The sequence below is a fragment of the Actinoplanes sp. NPDC049599 genome, from assembly GCF_044465625.1.
GTDB lineage: Bacteria > Actinomycetota > Actinomycetes > Mycobacteriales > Micromonosporaceae > Actinoplanes.
The window spans coordinates 223,771-239,997 of sequence record NZ_JBITLX010000001.1 but is presented as its reverse complement, the minus strand read 5'-3'; the positions used below and the strand labels follow the sequence as shown (position 1 = coordinate 239,997).

Sequence of the window (16,227 nt, the reverse complement as noted above, 5' to 3'; positions counted from 1 at the left end):
GGCATCCCCTACGTCTCGAGCGTGGTCAGCCGCGTGAACTCCCGCGGCAGGTCGTAGCCGTCCCAGATGGCGCTGAAGGTGAGCGCGGCACCGAACGGCACGATCCGGTCGACGCCCCGGCCGCCCAGCGCGGCGGCGAACGCCCGCAGCTCGTCCGGTGCGAACCCGAAGTGGCTGACCGTCTGGTCCTGCCTGGTCATCGCCGGCACCAGGTCCTCGAGCCGGTCCACGGCCGCGAACGGGAACGCTCCCGCCCCGATCCACCGCCGCGGCGCGTCCGCCACCCCGGCCAGCGTCAACGCGGTCACCGCGTTCTCCGGGAAGGCCAGCGCCGTGGCCGCGCCGGTCGCCGCCAGCCCGTACGCGTGCACCCGCTTCTCCACCGCCATCGCGGGGTCCACGGTCCAGCCCCGCCGCGCGACCGCCTCGCCGAGCAGCGTCAGGAACTCCTCGGCGACCCCGGCCGGGTCCCCGCCGACCAGGAACACCGTGCGCGGCGAGGAGCAGGCGGCCTGGTCGAACCAGTACGCGTCGTTGGCGAACCCGAGCACCGCGGCCCGCTTGCCGGCCGGCTCGGCGGCCCGCCAGCCGGGCACCGACAGCACCGCCCAGCTGGTCCGGTCCGGGAAGGTCAGGTCCCGGGCCGACGGGCGCAGCGGGTGCGCGCGGATGCTCTCCACGGCCGCGTCGCCGCCCCAGATCACCCGCAGATCGCACCAGGCGCTGAGGGCCGCGGTGATGGCGTCGTCCCGGCCGTAGGTGACCATCCGCTGGGTCCGGCCGATCACCGGGTCCGTGTCGGCCAGGGTCGCGTTCAGCGTCTCCAGCACCGTTTCCGCGGCGCCGGCGGACCGCGATGAGATCCGCACCACGTTGTGGTTGCCGGCCAGCGCGGACAGCGCCCAGGAGTACACGAAGATGGTGTCCACATTGGCCGGTGGCACGTGGAAGACGTTGCCCCTGGGGAAGACCAGCGCGTCCGGGCGCCGGAGCCGGGCCGCGACCCGGGTGAGCTCGGCCGGGCGCAGGAAGAAGCCGAGCGAGCCCAGCTCCGGGTGCCGGCGGGCGACCGCGGGCGCGAGCAGCTTGCGCGCGAACCGGGACAGGAAGTCGACGATCCGCGGGTCACCGACGTCGAGCCGGTCCGCCGACGGGGCCGTCAGGTCACCGGGATCACCGAACCGGAATCTCATGCCGCCGCCCGGTAGGTGTCGCTGCATCCGCGCGCCTCGGCCCGCGGCAGCCGGCCGAGCACCGAGAACCGCTTGCCCGGCCAGTCGCCGTCGTCGATCCCGTGCACCACGCCGAGGTCCTCGGTGAGCAGCACGTGCCCCGGGTACGAGGTCGGCAACGTGCTCACCACCTCGATCAGCCCCGGCTCGCCGACCGGCTGCTCGGCCCAGGTCTGCGGGTTCCGGATGATCACGTCGGCGAAGTCCGGGCAGTACAGCGAGCCGCCCGACGGGCCCTCCAGGAAGATGGTGCCGATCTGCTCGACCATCCCGTAGAAGTTGTGGCTGTGCACCAGCCCGGTGTCCTGGGCCAGCCGCCGCCGGAAGGCCTCCGGCGACACCGACTGGTCGACCAGCTTCTTCCAGCCGCCGGAATGGATCAGGATGCCGTTGCTCAGGTCCAGCCCGTGGTCCCGGGCGACCTCGTAGAGGTGCAGCCAGACCAGGTAGGTGAAGCCGAAGATCAGGAACGGCGCCTGCCCGTGCGCGGCCAGGAATGCCCGCAGCGCGGCCAGGTCGGGCGCCCCGGCCTCGTCGAGCGCCCACACGTGCTCGCGCCCGAACGTCGCCATGCCCAGCACCCCGGCGCCGCGCGCGCTGAACGACCGCCGGTCCTTGAGCAGCGACCGGGTGTCGACCAGCAGCATCGGCAGGCGCTTGGGGCCGAGCACGGCCTGCAGGGTCGCGCCGAGCTGGCGGGTCTGCGTGGCCGCGGCGGCCTTGTCCAGGTAGATCCGGCTGACCTCGCCAGTGGTGCCGCTGGAGGTCAGCACCTTGAACACCGCGTCGTCCGGGATGCTCTTGAGGGTGAGGTTCTTGAACAGCCGCACCGGCAGCCACGGCAGCTCGGCGACCGTCGCGGCGCCGGCGTACCCGGCGGCGGCGAGTATCCGGTCGTAGGGCCCGCACCGCTCCCGGTGGTGCTCGACCAGGCCGGCGAGCTCCTTGAGCAGCAGCACCTCCCGCTCGGCCTGGGGCAGACTGAACACCGTCACAGCAGGGCCTCCAGGGACCGGTAGTCGATCTTTCCGGTCGGCAGCAGCGGCAGCGCGTCGATGCCGCGGACGTCCAGGCCGGAGAAGTGGGTGTCGAGGAAGCCGGCCAGCTCGCCGCGCACCGAGCGGGTCGCAGTGGCGTCGGCGCCCTCCAGGAACACGTGCAGCCGGTCGTCGCCGGCCACCGCCGCCACCGGCCCGTGCGGCGCCAGCGTGCGTTCCACGTCGTCGAGGTTGACCCGGACGCCGAAGACCTTGCCGATCCGCTTGCGCCGGCCGGTCAGGAACAGGAACCCCTCGTCGTCGAGGTGGCCGAGGTCGCCGGTGCGCAGGACGCCGCCCAGTTCGTCGCCCCGGGCCAGGTCGGCCGCGCTCTCCGCGTACCCCATCATCACGTTGGGTCCGGTGTAGACGACCTCGCCGTCCGCGATCTCCAGGGCGCCGCCGGGGATCGGCAGGCCGGCGGAGCCGAGCCGGTCGGCGATCCGCTCCGGCGGCAGCACGGCCATCCGGGCGGTGGCCTCGGTCTGGCCGTACATGACAAAGAGCCGGCCGCCGACGGCGGTCATCCGGCCCGCGAAGTCCTCGACCAGCTCGGGCCGCAGCCGGCCGCCGGCCTGGGTGAGGGTGCGCAGGCTGGGATACCGGGCCGGGTCGAAGCGCAGCCGGCGCAGCATCTCGTACTGGTACGGCACCGCGGCCAGCGACGTCACGCCGTGCGTGCCGACCGCGGTCCAGAAGTCGCGTTGCAGGATGCCGCCGCGTTCCAGCAGCACGGTCGCGCCGGCCAGCAGGTGGCTGTTGAGCACCGACAGCCCGTACGTGTAGAAGAGCGGCAGCGTGGTCGGCGCGACGTCGTCCGGGGTGATCCCCAGGCTCTGCCCGATCGCCGCGGCGTTGGCCAGCACGCTCGCCCGGGAGAGCCGGACCAGCTTCGGGTTGCCGGTGGAGCCGCTGGTGGTCAGCAGCAGCGCCAGGGCGGGGTGCGGCTCGACCGCGGGGGTCTCGCGCACCCAGCCGTCCTCGGCGGCCCGGTAGCCGTCCGGCGGCGCCGTCGTGACCCCGGTGACCAGGATCGGCGCGAAGCGGTCGAGCAGCGCCGGCAGCAGGGTGCGCTCCAGGTCCGGGTCGAGCAGGGCCAGCGGGCGCCGGGCCGCCAGGGCGCCCAGATACAGCTCGACCGCGTCGAGGTCCGTCGGGGTCAGCGCGAAGATCACGCCGGGCGGGCGGCGGGCGAGCCGCGCCGCGACCGCGTCCACCCGGGCCCGGTCCAGCGTCCGGCCGGTTTCCGCGTCGACCACCCGGGCCCGCGGATGCAGCAGGTTCACAGCGTGAGTCCCCCGTCGACCCCGAGCACCTGGCCGGTCACGAACCGGGCCCGGTCACCGAGCAGGAACGCCACCACGTCGGCGACCTCGTCGGCCTCGCCGAGCCGGCCGAGCGCGGTGTCCGCGATGCGCTGCCCGCGCCCGGCGTCATCCAGAGTGGACAGCATGTCGGTGGTGATGAAGCCGGGGGCGACCGCGTTGACCCGGATGCCGCGCGGGCCCAGCTCCTTGGCCGCCGACCGGGCCAGGCCGCTGACCGCGGCCTTGGACGCGGCGTAGATCGCCTGTCCGGCCGCGCCGGCGGTCCCGGTGACCGAGGACACCAGCACCACCGCCGGGGTACGGCCCCGCCCGAGCAGCCGCACCGCGCCCTGCAACGTGTACGCGGCCCCGACCGCGTTGACCGCGAAGAGCCGCTGGACCGTGGCGTCGTCGGTCATGCCGAGCATCCCGGCGGCGTGCGTGCCGGCGTTGACCACCAGCGCGTCGAGGCGTTTCCAGGTGTCGAAGGCCAACCGCATCAGCGTCCTGCTCGTCGCCGGGTCGGCGATGTCGCCGTGCGCGGGCAGCACCCGGACGCCGTACTTGCCGGCCAGCTCGGCCGCGACCTCGGCGATCGGGTCCGCGCGGTGGCCGTGCACGATGAGCTCGTGGCCGTCCTCGGCGAGGCGCCGGGCCACCGCGAGACCGATGCCGCGGGAGGCCCCGGTCACCACGGCCACCCGCTCAGCCATCGAGCGCCACCCCGTATTTACCGAGAATTCGCGTGGCCTCGGCAAAACTGGACATATTGATCACGTCATCGGTATCGATCATTACCGAGAATTCATCTTCGATCGCGGCCACCAGCGACATGTGCGCGAGCGAATCCCACTTCTCGCTGTCCTGGTAATGCAGGTCGTCCACGTCGGCGCCGGCCGGCAGATCCAGCGCCGTCCGGAACACCTCACGCAGTCGCTGCAGCTCATTCACGGTGTGTCTCCCAGGGGGCATAGGTCGGAGGACACCACCTTGCCGCAGCGGTCGCGACGCCGCGACCACCGTCAGCTGAACTCGACGTGAATTGCGTTTGGCTTCTTTATCGGTCCGAAGAATTGTCACGTCGCGCCGCTATGCTGCCAAACCGAACCCATGCCCGGCGCTCTTTGGGAGCAATTGATGAGTGTGTTGAGTGGATCGTCGATCCTGGTCACCGGCGCGACCGGCTCGTTCGGCAAGGCCTTCCTGGGCCACGCCCTGGCCGAGCTGGACCCGCAGCGGATCGTGGTGTTCAGCCGCGACGAGCTGAAGCAGTACGAGGTCCGGCAGATGTTCGGCGACGACCCGCGGCTGCGGTTCTTCATCGGCGACATCCGCGACCTGCCCCGACTGGAGCGCGCCATGCACGGCGTCGACCACGTCGTGCACGCCGCCGCCCTCAAGCAGGTCGACACCGCCGAGTACAACCCCTCGGAGTACGTGGCGACCAACATCAACGGCTCGCAGAACGTCATCGACGCCGCGATCAACGCCGGGGTCCAGCGCGTCGTCGCGCTCTCCACGGACAAGGCGTCCAGCCCGATCAACCTGTACGGCGCCACCAAACTGGTCGCCGACAAGCTGTTCATCGCCGGCAACCACTACGCGGCGACCCACCCGACCCGATTCTCGGTGGTCCGCTACGGCAACGTGATGGGCAGCCGCGGCTCGGTGGTGCCGCTGTTCCGCCGGCTCAACGCCGAGGGCAGGAGCCTGCCGATCACCGACAAGCGGATGACCCGGTTCTGGATCAGCCTGGACGCCGCGGTGAAGTTCGTCGTCGACTCGTTCGACGTGATGCAGGGCGGCGAGCTGTTCGTGCCGCGCATCCCCAGCATGCGCATCCTCGACCTGGTCGAGGCCGTCGCGCCGGAGGCGCCCACCCACGAGATGGGCATGCGGCCGGGCGAGAAGCTGCACGAGGAGATGATCGCGGCCGACGACAGCCGGCGCACGCTGCGCTTCCCGGACCGGTACGTGGTGCAGCCGGTCGTCGCCAGCTGGGGCTACCGGACGCCCGCGGGCGGCGAGCGGGTCCAGGACGGCTTCAACTACCGCTCCGACAACAACGACCTGTGGCTCGAAGTCGACGAGATGCGCGCCCTGGTCGAGGAGAACTGATGCTGCCGTACGGGCGGCAGAACGTCACCGACGCCGACGTCGAGGCGGTGGCCGCGGCGCTGCGCAGCGACTGGCTGACCACCGGCCCACGGGTCGAGCTGTTCGAGCACGACCTGGCCCGGATCGCCGGCGCACCCTGCGTCGCGGTCAGCAACGGCACGGCGGCGCTGCACACGGCGTACGCGGCGGCGCGGATCGGGCCGGGCGCCGAGGTCGTCACCACCCCGATGACCTTCGTGGCCACCGCGTCGACGGCCGCCATGCTGGGCGCCACCGTGGTCTTCGCCGACGTCGAGGAGGACACCGCGAACCTCGACCCGGCGGCGGCCGAGGCGGCGGTGACCTCACGGACCCGGGCCGTCACCGCGGTCGACTACGCCGGCCACCCGGCCGAGTACGACCAGCTCCGCAAGGTCGCCGACGAGGCCGACGCGGTGCTCATCGCGGACGCGGCGCACGCCATCGGCTCGACGTACCACGGCCGCCCGGTCGGCACGCTCGCCGACCTGACCACGTTCTCGTTCTTCCCGACGAAGAACCTGACCACCGGCGAGGGCGGCGCGGTCGCGGCCACGGTGCCCGAGCTGCTGGACCGGGCCCGCAGCTTCCGGACCGTCGGGCTGGTGCGGGACCGGGCCCGGCTGCGGCACTCCGACGAGGGCGGCTGGCATCAGGAGGTGCCCGAGTTCGGGCTCAACTACCGGCTGCCGGACGTGCTCTGCGCGCTGGGCAGCTCGCAGCTGCGGCGGCTGCCGGCGTTCAAGGCGCGACGGACGGCGCTCGCCGAGCGGTACGACACCCTGCTCGCGGGGGTGCCGGGGCTGCGGCTGCCGGCCCGGCGGGCCTGGGCTGACCCGATGCGCCACCTCTACCCGGTGCGGATCGAGGGCGGCCGGCGGCGTGAGGTGTACGACCGGATGCGGGCGGCCGGGATCGGCGTGCAGGTCAACTACGTGCCGGCGTACTGGCACCCGGTCTTCGAGGATCTGGGCTACCGCCGGGGCATGTGCCCGGTGGCCGAGCGGTTCTACCGCGAGCAGCTGTCCCTGCCGCTCTTCGTCGACCTCAGCGACGCGGACCAGGACCGGGTGGCGGACACCCTGCGCACCATCGTGGAGAGCTGAGGCCGTGCACCACGCCAACCACTTCTACGGCCACGCGCACGTGCTGGCCGAGTACTGCGGGCTCGATCCGGCGGCGCCACCGCGGATCGACGGGTACGTGCAGCACGGCTGGAACGTGGGCGACGGGCTCGGGCCGGGCACGCCGTACGTGCCGGGCCGGCCGATCTTCGTGTGGTCCGAGCAGACCCGGCGCCGGTCCTGGTCGATGGGGCGCCGGTACCCGACGGTGATCGGCGCGCCGTTCCTCTACCTGCTGGCCATGCGTCCCGCCGCGGAGCAGCCCCGCGAGGGCACGATCTGGTACCCGTTCCACGGATGGGAGGGCCAGCACGTGGCCGGCGACCACCAGCGGCTGCGGGACGAGATCCTGGCGACCGAGGACGGCCCGGTCACCTTCTGCTTGTACTGGCACGAGTACCGCAACGCCCGGGTCCGCCGCACCTACGAGCGGGCCGGCCGGGTCATCTGCCACGGCTACCGCGGGCTGCGCTGGCAGGACACCGACGCCAACTTCCTCCAGCGCCAGCTCACCGAGCTGCGCCGGCACCGCCGGGTGGCGTCCAACCGGCTCAGCAGCGCCGTGCTCTACGGCGCCGCGGTCGGCTGCGAGCCGGCCGTCTACGGCAACCCGATGCAGCTGGCCGGCGAGGTCACCGTGCTCGCCGAGCGGATCCGCCGGCAGTGGCCGGAGCTGCACGGCACCCACCCCGATCCGGCCGCGGCAACCAGCTCCGCGCTGAGCGAGCTGGGCGCCGGCCAGCTGGCGTCCCCGGCCGAGCTGCGCGCGGTCCTGGGCTGGCACCGGGCGCTGGTGCCGGCGTGAACCCGGTGCGGCTCATCGGCGGCGAGATGGCCGGCTGGACCGACCCCTCGCCCGTCTCCGGCGCGCTGGCCGGCCGGCTGCTCGACCTGCTGCGCCCGCTGGTGCCCGAGGACGGCCGGGTGCTGGTCGCCGGCCCCCACGCACCTTCCCTTGTGGACGTTCTCGGCAGCTTCGCCTCGGTCACCTGCCTGGTCCGGTCCCAGTCCGACGCCCTCGCGCTCGGCGGGCACTGCGACACCGTGCTCTGCGGCACGCTGGCCAAGCTCACCGACACCGACCGGTACGACGTGGTGGTCGCCCTGGACGGGGTGGACCGGCTCTGCTCGCCGGAGGGACCGCAGCACGACTGGGCCGAGAGCGTCCGGGTGTTGCGCCGGGCGCTGCGTCCCGGCGGTGCCCTGCTGCTCACGGTGGAGAACGAGCTCGGCGTGCACCGGCTCGTCGACCGCGGGCTGGCGACCTCGGGCGACCGTTCCTGGTCCCCGCTCGGCGAGTTCGGCACGAAGCCCGGCACCCCGGCCCGGCTGGCCGAACGGCTGACCGCCGACGGGCTCACGGTCGGCTGGCTCGCCTCCGCCTGGCCGCTGCCCACCGCGCCGAGCCTCGCCGTCGCCGTCGAGGTGCTGCGCGACGGGCCGGCCGGCGCGCTCGCCGCGGCTGTCACGGGCGCGGTCGCGGTCGCGTACGCGGACCAGCCGGTGCTGGCCGACCCCCGGCGCCTCGCCGCGGCCGCCGTGCGCGCCGGGCTGGGTCCGGAGCTGGCACCGGCCTGGCTGGTCCTGGCGGTCCGCGGCGACCGGGCGCCGACCGCGCTGCCCGGCGTGCTGACCGCCGACGGCCCCACGGGCGCCCTGCCCAGCGGCCGGCTCGTCGAGGAGCTGCTGATCACCGCCTGCCTCGGGCACGACCTGCCGGAACTGCGGCGGGTGCTGGGCTTGTGGGCGCTTCGGCACCCGGGCGCCGGCTTCGACAACCTGGTGCTGGACGGCGACACCCTCCACCTGCTCGACCCGGCCCGCCCCAACCGGGAACCGGGCGTGGTGCTGCACGGCTTCGCCCGCACGCTGCTCACCGGCGGCTACGCCCAGCCCTGGCCGGCGGCTGCCGACGTGCCCGCCCTCACCGCGATCCTGCTCGCCGTCGCCGGTCTCGGGCCGGAACCGCCGGACTGCCCGGAGCCGGGCCCGGCCGAGCCGCGGCCGGTGCGCGAGCACGAGGAGCAGGTCCGCCGGTTCGAGCACCGGCTGGCCGAGGCCGCGGACCAGCTCCGGCACACCGAGATCGAACTGGCCAAGCGCGAGGCCGAGCTGCGCCGGGCCCGGCTCCAGATCGCCGCGTTCAGCGGCACGGTCGGCTACCGGCTCACCCGGCTCGGCGCCCGGGCCGCCCGCCAGGCCGTCCGAGCAGTACGCCGTTCCGACCCCTCCTGAAGGACTGCAATCATGCGAACCATCGGCATCGTCCAGGCCCGGATGGGCTCCTCCCGGCTCCCCGGCAAGGTGCTGCGCCGGCTCGGCGGCCGGACGGTGCTGGACCGGGTGGTCCGCGCCGCCCGGGACAGCGGCGTCCTCGACGACCTGGTCGTGGCCACCACGATCGAACCGGCCGACGACGCGGTGGCCGAGGAGTGCGCGGCCGTCGGCGTCGCCGTGCACCGCGGCCCGGTCGACGACGTGCTGACCCGCTTCCTGGGTGTGCTGGACGAGTGCGCGTACGAGTCCGACGCGGTGCTGCGCTTCACCGCCGACTGCCCGCTGCTGGACCCCGAGCTCATCATGCTGGCCTGCAACGTCTTCGCGGCCACCCCGGGGCTGGACTACCTGAGCACGTCCATCGCCCGGACCCTGCCGCGGGGGCTGGACGTGGAGGTGGTCCGCACCGAGGTGCTGCGGCAGGTGGACAAGCTCGCCACCGACCACCACCGCACACACGTCACCTCGTACGTCTACTCACACCCGTACGACTACGCGGTGCTCGGCCTGACTTTGCAGCCGGACCTCTCGCACCTGCGGCTGACCCTGGACACCGAGGACGACTGGCGGCTGATCGAGGCGGTGGTGGCACACTTCGGCGACCGGCCGGTGCCCGTGCGTACCCTCGCCGACTGGCTGGCCGGCCGGCCGGAGCTGGCCGTGCTGAACGCGCACGTCCGGCAGAAGGAGCTGGCGCAGGCGTGACGATCACCGTGGGGATCCGTTGTGACGCCGGGCCGCAGACCGGCGTCGGCCACCTGGTGCGCTGCGTGGCGCTGGCCGAGGAGCTGACGGCGCGCGGCACCGCCGTGCACTTCCTCAGCGACCTGGGCGGGCTCGACTGGGCGGCGCGCCAGCTCACCAGCCGCGGGCTGCCCTGGCACCCGGCGCCCTACGACACCGTCGGGCTGATCGCGGCCGCCACCCGGCTCGACCTGGACGCCGTGGTGCTCGACTCCTATCAGCTGCCGCCCGCGCACTCCCGGGCACTGCGGGCGAGCGGCCGGACCGTACTGGCCATCGTGGACGGTGACCTGCGCGGTCAGGAGGCAGACGTCTACGTCGACCAGAACCTGGACGCTGAGCTGAGCACTCCCCCGCTGCCCCCGGGCGCGCTCCGGTTGGCCGGGCTCGACTACGCGCTGCTCCGCCGGGTGATCCGCGACCGGCGTCCGGCCACGACCCCGGTGCCGGGCTCCGGACGTACCCCCGAGGTGGTGGCCTTTTTCGGCGGCACCGACGCCTACCGCGCGGCCCCGGTCATGGGCCGGCTGCTGCTCCGCACCGGGGTGGCCTGCCGGGCCACGATCGTGGCCGCCGACGACAGCCTGCGCCACGAACTGCTCGCGCTGCGGCCCGGACCCGGACAGCGGCTCGAGGTGATCTCGCCGACGGACCGGCTGCCCGCACTGCTCGCGGAGGCCGACCTGGCGATCAGCGCCAGCGGCACCTCAACCTGGGAGCTGCTCTGCCTGGGGCTGCCGGCCGCCCTGGTCTGGGTGGTGGAGAACCAGCTCATCGGGTACGGCCGGACCACGGCACGCGGCCTCGCGGCGGGCCTGGGCCACCTGCCCGCCCTGGCCGCCGGCGGGGACGACGCCCGGGACGCCGTCGACGTGCTGCGCGAACTGCTGATCAGCACCACCGCCCGGACGGCACTGGCCGGCCGGGCCTGGGCCGCGGTCGACGGGCTCGGCACCGCCCGGGTCGCGGACGCCCTGCTCACCCGCTCATTGCGGGCGCGTTCTCACGTGGCCGGAGGGCCTACTGCCGATCAAACGCCTGGGTAGGCTGTACGCATGCTTACCAGGCTCGAGGTCGAGGGCTTCAAAAATCTGCTTGATGTACAGGTGGAATTTGGTCCGTTCACCTGCATCGCAGGCGCGAACGGCATCGGAAAGTCCAATATCTTCGACGCCATCGAATTTCTCGCGTACCTGGCCACCGACACCCTGGTGGAGGCATCGCAGCGAGTGCGGGGCGCCTCCGGCACGCGGGGCGGTGACCCCCGCGACCTCTTTTGGGATGGCTACCGCGACCATCAGCGGCAGATCACGCTGGCGGCCGAGATGATTGTCCCGGCGGAGGTGGAGGACGACCTGGGCGCACCAGCGCGCGCGACCGCGACGTTTCTTCGCTATCAGATAGTCCTGGGATATTCAGCGCCGGAAGGAGAGGGCAGCGTTGGCCGGCTGAGACTGATCGGCGAGGAACTCCGGCATATCAACAAGGGCGAGGCGAGCAAACATCTGCGTTTCGAGCACGCCGCAGCAACGTTTCGAGACGCGGTTGTGCACAATCATCGCAGAGGCGGAGCATATCTCTCCACCGAAGATCGCGAAGGCGGCACGGTAATTAACGTGCACGGCGACGGAGGCAGCTTCGGCAAACCACAGCCCCGAGCCGCCGCCAGAGCAGGTCGCACCGTGCTCAGCACCGTCGCAACCAATGACCACCCCACTATTCTCGCCGCTCGCCGCGAAATGCAGAGCTGGCGAAGGCTGGCGCTGGAGCCCTCAGCCCTGCGTGCACCGGACAGCCTCACCGACTCCCGCAATATTGATGTCGACGGTCGCCATCTCGCTGCGACTCTCTATCGAATTGCACATCAGAAAGATGACGTCACCGGCAACGCCCACCCCGAGGCGATCTATGCAAGGGTCGCCGGCCGTCTTTCAGACCTCGCCGGCACAGATGTCGACAGCATCGTGGTGGAGGTCGATCCGGTCCGCGAGGTGTTCACCCTCTTCCTGCACGAGAAGGGTGGACTTCGCCTTCCCGCTCGGGCCCTCTCAGAGGGAACTCTTCGGTTTCTCGCCCTCTGCGTACTTCTCGAAGACCCCAGCTTTACCGGCTTGATGTGCATGGAAGAGCCGGAGAATGGCATTCATCCGGCAAACCTTCCGGCAATGATGAGTCTCATCAAGGATCTCGCCATCGATCCGACTCTGCCGCCGGACAGCGACAACCCGTTCCGACAGGTAATTGTCAATACCCACTCACCGGGAGTGGTGCAGCTGTGCGATCCGGCTGACCTGCTGCTCGCCGAAGTAAAGACTCATAGCAGCGCTGAAGGTCTATCGACTCGGGCGCTCAGGCTGCTGCCCTACGCGAAGTCATGGCGGGCGACGTCACGTGCACACTCGTTCACCGAAGCGGATGTGACCTACTACTTGCTCGCTCCGGTCGGCGCCCAGTTGCGGATCCCTCTCGGCATCGCAGGATGAGCGCGCCGATCGACGGCCTTTTCGTGGCCGAGGGAAGCTCGGACATGCCCATCGCGGACATCGTCGAGCGCCTCTTCTTTGAACGCGGATTGGACCTGAGACTGCGCAAGCCGGACTTTGGACGACTGGGCAAGGTCCCGAAGGACCTGAAGTCTCGACTTAACGCCGGCGAGATCCTGACCGCCGGAGCTTTCGATCTGGTCGTCGTTCATCGTGACGCCGACAATGCCGGAACTCAAGCTCGAAGAAATGAGATCACGGACGCCGCCCGGATGCTGCCCACGTTACGCCAAGTCGTCCCCGTAGTGCCGTAAGAATGACTGAAGCATGGCTCCTGCTCGACGAGAACGAGATCCGCTTCGTCGCTGGGAATCCTCGCGGGAAGATGGCGCTGAATTTGCCCAAACGCCACGAGGCGGAGAGCCACGCCGATCCGAAGAAGCTCCTGCAAGAAGTGTTGCTTCAAGCCGCGGACGTCAAAGGACGGCGGCGTGACCGTGAGCGCACGAGATTCTCAGAGCATCGTCGGTCCCTGCTGGAACGGTTGAACTGTCACGGTGCCGTGACGGCCTTGCCCAGTTGGCAGCGCATGGTAGAGGACATCGAAACGGCTTGTAGTCACCTGAGGCGATGAGATTCGTGAGCCTGAACCGCAGCCTTGCTCGGTCAGGGCTTGCGGCCGACGCCGCAGTAGACCGCCACCTCGGCCGGGGTGGGTCGGGGCTGCGGCTCGTGCTCGGCTCGCCACTCGCTGACCGCCACGACGCCGGGCTCGACCAGCTCCAGGCCGTGGAAGAGGTCGGTGAACTCGGCGCGGCCCCGCGGCCAGGCGTCGACCCGACCGCTGGCCAGCATCGCGTCGTAGCCGGCGGCCATCGCGGGCGGGGAGAAGTCCTTGGTCGCGTTGCTGGCGGCCAGGTAGCTGCCGGCCGGCAGCGCGTCGAGCAGCTGCCGCACGATCGGCCCGGCCGCGCCCGGTCCCTGGATGAAGTGCAGCACCGCGACGAGCATCAGCGCGACCGGCTGGGACAGGTCGATGGTGGCGCGCAGGTCGTCGTGGTCGAGAATCTTGCCGGGATCCGTCAGGTCGGCCTCGAGGTAGGCGGTCCGGCCCTGCGGCGTGCCGGTGAGCAGCGCGCGGGCGTGCACCATGACGATCGGGTCGTTGTCGACGTAGACCACCCGGGCGCCGGGATGCGTCCGCTGGGCGATCTCGTGGGTGTTGTCGTGGGCGGGTAACCCGCACCCGATGTCGATGAACTGCCGGACGCCGCGCTCGGCCAGGTAGGCGGTGGCGCGCCGGAGGAACTGCCGGTTCTCCACGGCCATCGTGCGCACGGTCGGGAAGGCGCGCTCGATCTCGTCGCCCGAGGCCCGGTCGACGGCGAAGTTGTCCTTGCCGCCGAGCCAGTAGTTGTACCGCCGGGCGGGCTGCGGCCGGTCATCCGACATGCACGGAAGTCTATGCGAACGGATCGACAGCGGGTGGACCCCTGATCAGGGACCCCTCGGTCACCACCAGCACCAGCAGTGCCGGGTAGCGGAGCAATCCCGCCGAACGGCTCAGCGACCCGAACGCAGGTGCCGAACAGTTCTGCGAACCCGAACCGCTGGCTGGAGGTGCTGCCGTGCCCACCGTGCTCATCGCCGACGATGACGCCGACCACCGTGAGCTGATCATGCTCGCGCTGGCCCGGCTGGGCCACAACGTCGTGGAGGCCGGCGACGCCGAATCCGCGCAACGCGCCCTCGAGGTCGGCGGGATCGACGCCGTGCTGCTCGACGTCCGGATGCCGGGCGCCTCCGGCATCGAGCTGTGCCGCCGGATCCGCGAGACGCCGGCCACCGCGCACCTGCCGATCATGCTGATCAGCGCCGACGTCAACAACCACCGCATCCTCGCCGGGCTGGACGCGGGTGCGGACGACTATCTGACGAAGCCGTACCAGCGCGCCGAACTGCACAGCCGGCTCGAAATGCTGCTGGCCCGCCGCGGCAGCGTCACACCGGCCACCGCGGCCACCGCGGCCCTGCTGGCAGCCCGGGCGGCGGTGCCCCGCATGCAGGTCCCGCTGCCCCGCCCGGTCCGGCGCACCGCCTGACCGGGCCGGCCCGGATGATCGTCGCCCGGGCGTAGGGTCCAGTCATGGATCTCGGGTACGCCGGCACGGACACCGCCGGCCTGGTCGGCACGCGGTGACGGCACCCCTGATCAGCTATCGCAGCGCCGCCGGCCGGTGGGTGCTGCTGGCCACCGTGCTGGGCTCCAGCCTGGCGTTCATCGACGCCACGGTGGTCAACATCGCCCTGCCGGCGATCGGCACCGACCTCGGCGGCGGCGCGGCGGGCCTGCAATGGACCGTCAACGGGTACGCGCTGAGCCTGGCGTCCCTGATCCTGCTCGGCGGCTCGCTCGGCGACCGCTTCGGCCGGCGCCGGGTGTTCCTGATCGGGGTCGGCTGGTTCGCGCTGGCCTCGCTGCTGTGCGGCCTGGCACAGTCCATGGAACAGCTCGTCGCGGCCCGCGTGCTGCAGGGCATCGGCGGCGCCCTGCTCACCCCGGGCGCGCTGGCCATCCTGGAGGCGTCGTTCGTCCGCGAGGACCGGCCCCGGGCGATCGGCGCCTGGTCCGGGCTGGGCGGCATCGGCGGGGCGCTCGGCCCGTTCCTCGGCGGCTGGCTGGTCCAGGTGGGCGACTGGCGGCTCATCTTCCTGATCAACGTGCCGATCGCGGCGCTGGTCATGGCGGTCGCGGCCCGGCACGTGCCGGAATCCCGCAACCCGGCCGCGCCCCGCGAACTGGACGTGACCGGCGTGCTGACCGGCGCGGCGGGCCTGGGCGGCCTGACGTACGGCTTCACCGCCTGGCCGGCCCACGGTCCCGGCAGCCCGCAGGTGCTGATCCCGCTGCTGCTCGGCGCGGCCGGGCTGACCGCGTTCGTGCTGAACGAGCGCCGCTCCCGGCACCCGATGCTGCCGCTGGAGATCTTCCGGACCCGCGCCTTCTCCGGCGCCAACCTGGTGACCTTCCTGGTGTACGCGGCCAACGGCGGCGTCTTCTTCCTGGTGGTGCTGAACCTGCAGGTGGTGGCGGGCTTCAGCCCACTGGCCGGCGGCCTCGCGCTGCTGCCGGTGACGGTCCTGATGCTGCTGCTGTCGGCCCGCGCCGGCGCCCTGGGCCAACGCATCGGCCCCCGCCTCCCGATGACGGCGGGCCCGCTGATCTCGGCGGCGGGCCTGCTCTGGATGAGCCGGATCGGCCCGGGCGCCTCGTACTGGACCGACGTCCTCCCCCCGGTGATCGTGTTCGGCCTGGGCCTGTGCCTGCTGGTGGCCCCACTGACCGCAACAGCCCTGGGCGCCCTGGACGACAAGCACGCGGGGGTGGCAAGCGGCGTGAACAACGCGGTGGCCCGAGCCGCGGGCCTGCTGGCGGTAGCGGTCCTCCCCCTGGCGGCAGGCATCGGCACCGGCGACCTGACCAACGCCACAGACCTCGCCCCGACCTACCGCAACTCCCTGATGATCTGCGCAGCCCTGATGGCGACGGGCGCAGCCCTGGCGGCCGCCCTGATCCCGGCCCACCTCAAACCCCGGACCCCAACCCCGACCCCGACCCCGGTCCCGGCACCAGCGACACCACCGGCCCCGGCCGCCGCCGCGAACGCCGACGTGGCCCCGCCGAGCCCGATCCGCACCTACTGCGACATCGCCGGCCCCCCGGTCCACCCCCGCACCGACCCCTGACCCGCCAACCCGCCACTCACGACACCAGCAGCCTCGGTAACCCGCTGGGAGCCAACGGATCGACAACCAACTCGACGGCCGACCGCCGCACCGTGCGGTCAAGCGGCGCGCGAGCCCGGACACCGCGCCACACGCCAGCC

Annotated in this window: 17 protein-coding genes; 11 read left to right on the top strand and 6 right to left on the bottom strand. The window is 72.1% G+C overall.

All coding sequences use genetic code 11. The features are described from left to right. Positions 1-8: 8 nt before the first annotated feature. From ACIBQZ_RS01105 to ACIBQZ_RS01085, 5 genes are read right to left on the bottom strand one after another with little or no spacing between them, the layout of a single operon-like run. Positions 9-1,193, bottom strand: a complete 1,185-nt coding sequence (locus tag ACIBQZ_RS01105) for an acyl-CoA reductase (protein ID WP_396086403.1) — start codon at positions 1,191-1,193, stop codon at positions 9-11. Further along, positions 1,190-2,227 carry an acyl-protein synthetase gene (locus tag ACIBQZ_RS01100; protein WP_396086402.1) on the bottom strand — a complete coding sequence of 346 codons (1,038 nt, stop codon included), beginning with the start codon at positions 2,225-2,227 and terminating at the stop codon, positions 1,190-1,192. The genes ACIBQZ_RS01105 and ACIBQZ_RS01100 overlap by 4 nt, the downstream gene beginning before the upstream one ends. Further along, positions 2,224-3,555, bottom strand: coding sequence for an AMP-binding protein (locus ACIBQZ_RS01095; protein WP_396086401.1), 1,332 nt, complete (start codon positions 3,553-3,555; stop codon positions 2,224-2,226). Before ACIBQZ_RS01095 ends, ACIBQZ_RS01100 begins: the two co-directional genes overlap by 4 nt. Beyond that, a complete protein-coding gene (locus tag ACIBQZ_RS01090; RefSeq protein ID WP_396086400.1) occupies positions 3,552-4,289 on the bottom strand; it encodes an SDR family NAD(P)-dependent oxidoreductase in 738 nt (245 codons plus the stop codon). The genes ACIBQZ_RS01095 and ACIBQZ_RS01090 overlap by 4 nt, the downstream gene beginning before the upstream one ends. Beyond that, entirely contained in the window at positions 4,282-4,527 is a 246-nt protein-coding gene (locus ACIBQZ_RS01085) for an acyl carrier protein (protein WP_396086399.1), read from the bottom strand. Before ACIBQZ_RS01085 ends, ACIBQZ_RS01090 begins: the two co-directional genes overlap by 8 nt. Positions 4,528-4,719: 192 nt before the next feature. Between ACIBQZ_RS01085 and pseB the strand changes: the two genes are divergently transcribed. From pseB to ACIBQZ_RS01040, 9 genes are read left to right on the top strand one after another with little or no spacing between them, the layout of a single operon-like run. Beyond that, positions 4,720-5,694, top strand: a complete 975-nt coding sequence (gene pseB / locus ACIBQZ_RS01080; RefSeq protein WP_396086790.1) for a UDP-N-acetylglucosamine 4,6-dehydratase (inverting) — start codon at positions 4,720-4,722, stop codon at positions 5,692-5,694. Then, the gene (locus ACIBQZ_RS01075) at positions 5,694-6,818 is read left to right on the top strand and encodes a DegT/DnrJ/EryC1/StrS family aminotransferase (protein ID WP_396086398.1); all 1,125 of its coding nucleotides are present in this window, start codon (positions 5,694-5,696) and stop codon (positions 6,816-6,818) included. The genes pseB and ACIBQZ_RS01075 overlap by 1 nt, the downstream gene beginning before the upstream one ends. Positions 6,819-6,822: 4 nt before the next feature. Then, positions 6,823-7,641: a hypothetical protein gene (locus ACIBQZ_RS01070; RefSeq protein WP_396086397.1), complete on the top strand. Its 819-nt coding sequence runs from the start codon at positions 6,823-6,825 to the stop codon at positions 7,639-7,641. After that, positions 7,638-9,071, top strand: a complete 1,434-nt coding sequence (locus ACIBQZ_RS01065) for a hypothetical protein (RefSeq protein ID WP_396086396.1) — start codon at positions 7,638-7,640, stop codon at positions 9,069-9,071. Before ACIBQZ_RS01070 ends, ACIBQZ_RS01065 begins: the two co-directional genes overlap by 4 nt. A gap of 9 nt (positions 9,072-9,080) precedes the next feature. Further along, positions 9,081-9,818: a cytidylyltransferase domain-containing protein gene (locus ACIBQZ_RS01060; protein WP_396086789.1), complete on the top strand. Its 738-nt coding sequence runs from the start codon at positions 9,081-9,083 to the stop codon at positions 9,816-9,818. Beyond that, the gene (locus ACIBQZ_RS01055; RefSeq protein WP_396086395.1) at positions 9,815-10,903 is read left to right on the top strand and encodes a PseG/SpsG family protein; all 1,089 of its coding nucleotides are present in this window, start codon (positions 9,815-9,817) and stop codon (positions 10,901-10,903) included. Before ACIBQZ_RS01060 ends, ACIBQZ_RS01055 begins: the two co-directional genes overlap by 4 nt. Positions 10,904-10,912: 9 nt before the next feature. Next, positions 10,913-12,340: an AAA family ATPase gene (locus ACIBQZ_RS01050; RefSeq protein WP_396086394.1), complete on the top strand. Its 1,428-nt coding sequence runs from the start codon at positions 10,913-10,915 to the stop codon at positions 12,338-12,340. Further along, the gene (locus ACIBQZ_RS01045) at positions 12,337-12,654 is read left to right on the top strand and encodes a hypothetical protein (protein WP_396086393.1); all 318 of its coding nucleotides are present in this window, start codon (positions 12,337-12,339) and stop codon (positions 12,652-12,654) included. The genes ACIBQZ_RS01050 and ACIBQZ_RS01045 overlap by 4 nt, the downstream gene beginning before the upstream one ends. 2 nt (positions 12,655-12,656) lie before the next feature. After that, positions 12,657-12,974: a hypothetical protein gene (locus ACIBQZ_RS01040; RefSeq protein WP_396086392.1), complete on the top strand. Its 318-nt coding sequence runs from the start codon at positions 12,657-12,659 to the stop codon at positions 12,972-12,974. 32 nt (positions 12,975-13,006) lie between these two features. Here ACIBQZ_RS01040 and ACIBQZ_RS01035 read toward each other — a convergent pair whose 3' ends face one another. Then, positions 13,007-13,792, bottom strand: coding sequence for an SAM-dependent methyltransferase (locus ACIBQZ_RS01035; RefSeq protein WP_396086391.1), 786 nt, complete (start codon positions 13,790-13,792; stop codon positions 13,007-13,009). A 176-nt stretch (positions 13,793-13,968) separates the two neighbouring features. Between ACIBQZ_RS01035 and ACIBQZ_RS01030 the strand changes: the two genes are divergently transcribed. Together ACIBQZ_RS01030 and ACIBQZ_RS01025 are read left to right on the top strand one after the other, a co-directional pair. Further along, a complete protein-coding gene (locus tag ACIBQZ_RS01030; protein WP_396086390.1) occupies positions 13,969-14,442 on the top strand; it encodes a response regulator transcription factor in 474 nt (157 codons plus the stop codon). 94 nt (positions 14,443-14,536) lie between these two features. Further along, positions 14,537-16,087: a DHA2 family efflux MFS transporter permease subunit gene (locus ACIBQZ_RS01025; RefSeq protein WP_396086388.1), complete on the top strand. Its 1,551-nt coding sequence runs from the start codon at positions 14,537-14,539 to the stop codon at positions 16,085-16,087. Positions 16,088-16,227 lie beyond the last annotated feature (140 nt).

Excerpts from the sequence above, each read along its gene's own strand:
- ACIBQZ_RS01040 (WP_396086392.1), top strand. The coding sequence starts at position 12,657 with ATGACTGAAGCATGGCTCCTGCTCGACGAGAACGAGATCCGCTTCGTC.
- ACIBQZ_RS01105 (WP_396086403.1), bottom strand. The coding sequence starts at position 1,193 with ATGAGATTCCGGTTCGGTGATCCCGGTGACCTGACGGCCCCGTCGGCG.
- ACIBQZ_RS01035 (WP_396086391.1), bottom strand. The coding sequence starts at position 13,792 with ATGTCGGATGACCGGCCGCAGCCCGCCCGGCGGTACAACTACTGGCTC.
- ACIBQZ_RS01045 (WP_396086393.1), top strand. The coding sequence starts at position 12,337 with ATGAGCGCGCCGATCGACGGCCTTTTCGTGGCCGAGGGAAGCTCGGAC.
- ACIBQZ_RS01075 (WP_396086398.1), top strand. The coding sequence starts at position 5,694 with ATGCTGCCGTACGGGCGGCAGAACGTCACCGACGCCGACGTCGAGGCG.
- ACIBQZ_RS01050 (WP_396086394.1), top strand. The coding sequence starts at position 10,913 with ATGCTTACCAGGCTCGAGGTCGAGGGCTTCAAAAATCTGCTTGATGTA.
- ACIBQZ_RS01090 (WP_396086400.1), bottom strand. The coding sequence starts at position 4,289 with ATGGCTGAGCGGGTGGCCGTGGTGACCGGGGCCTCCCGCGGCATCGGT.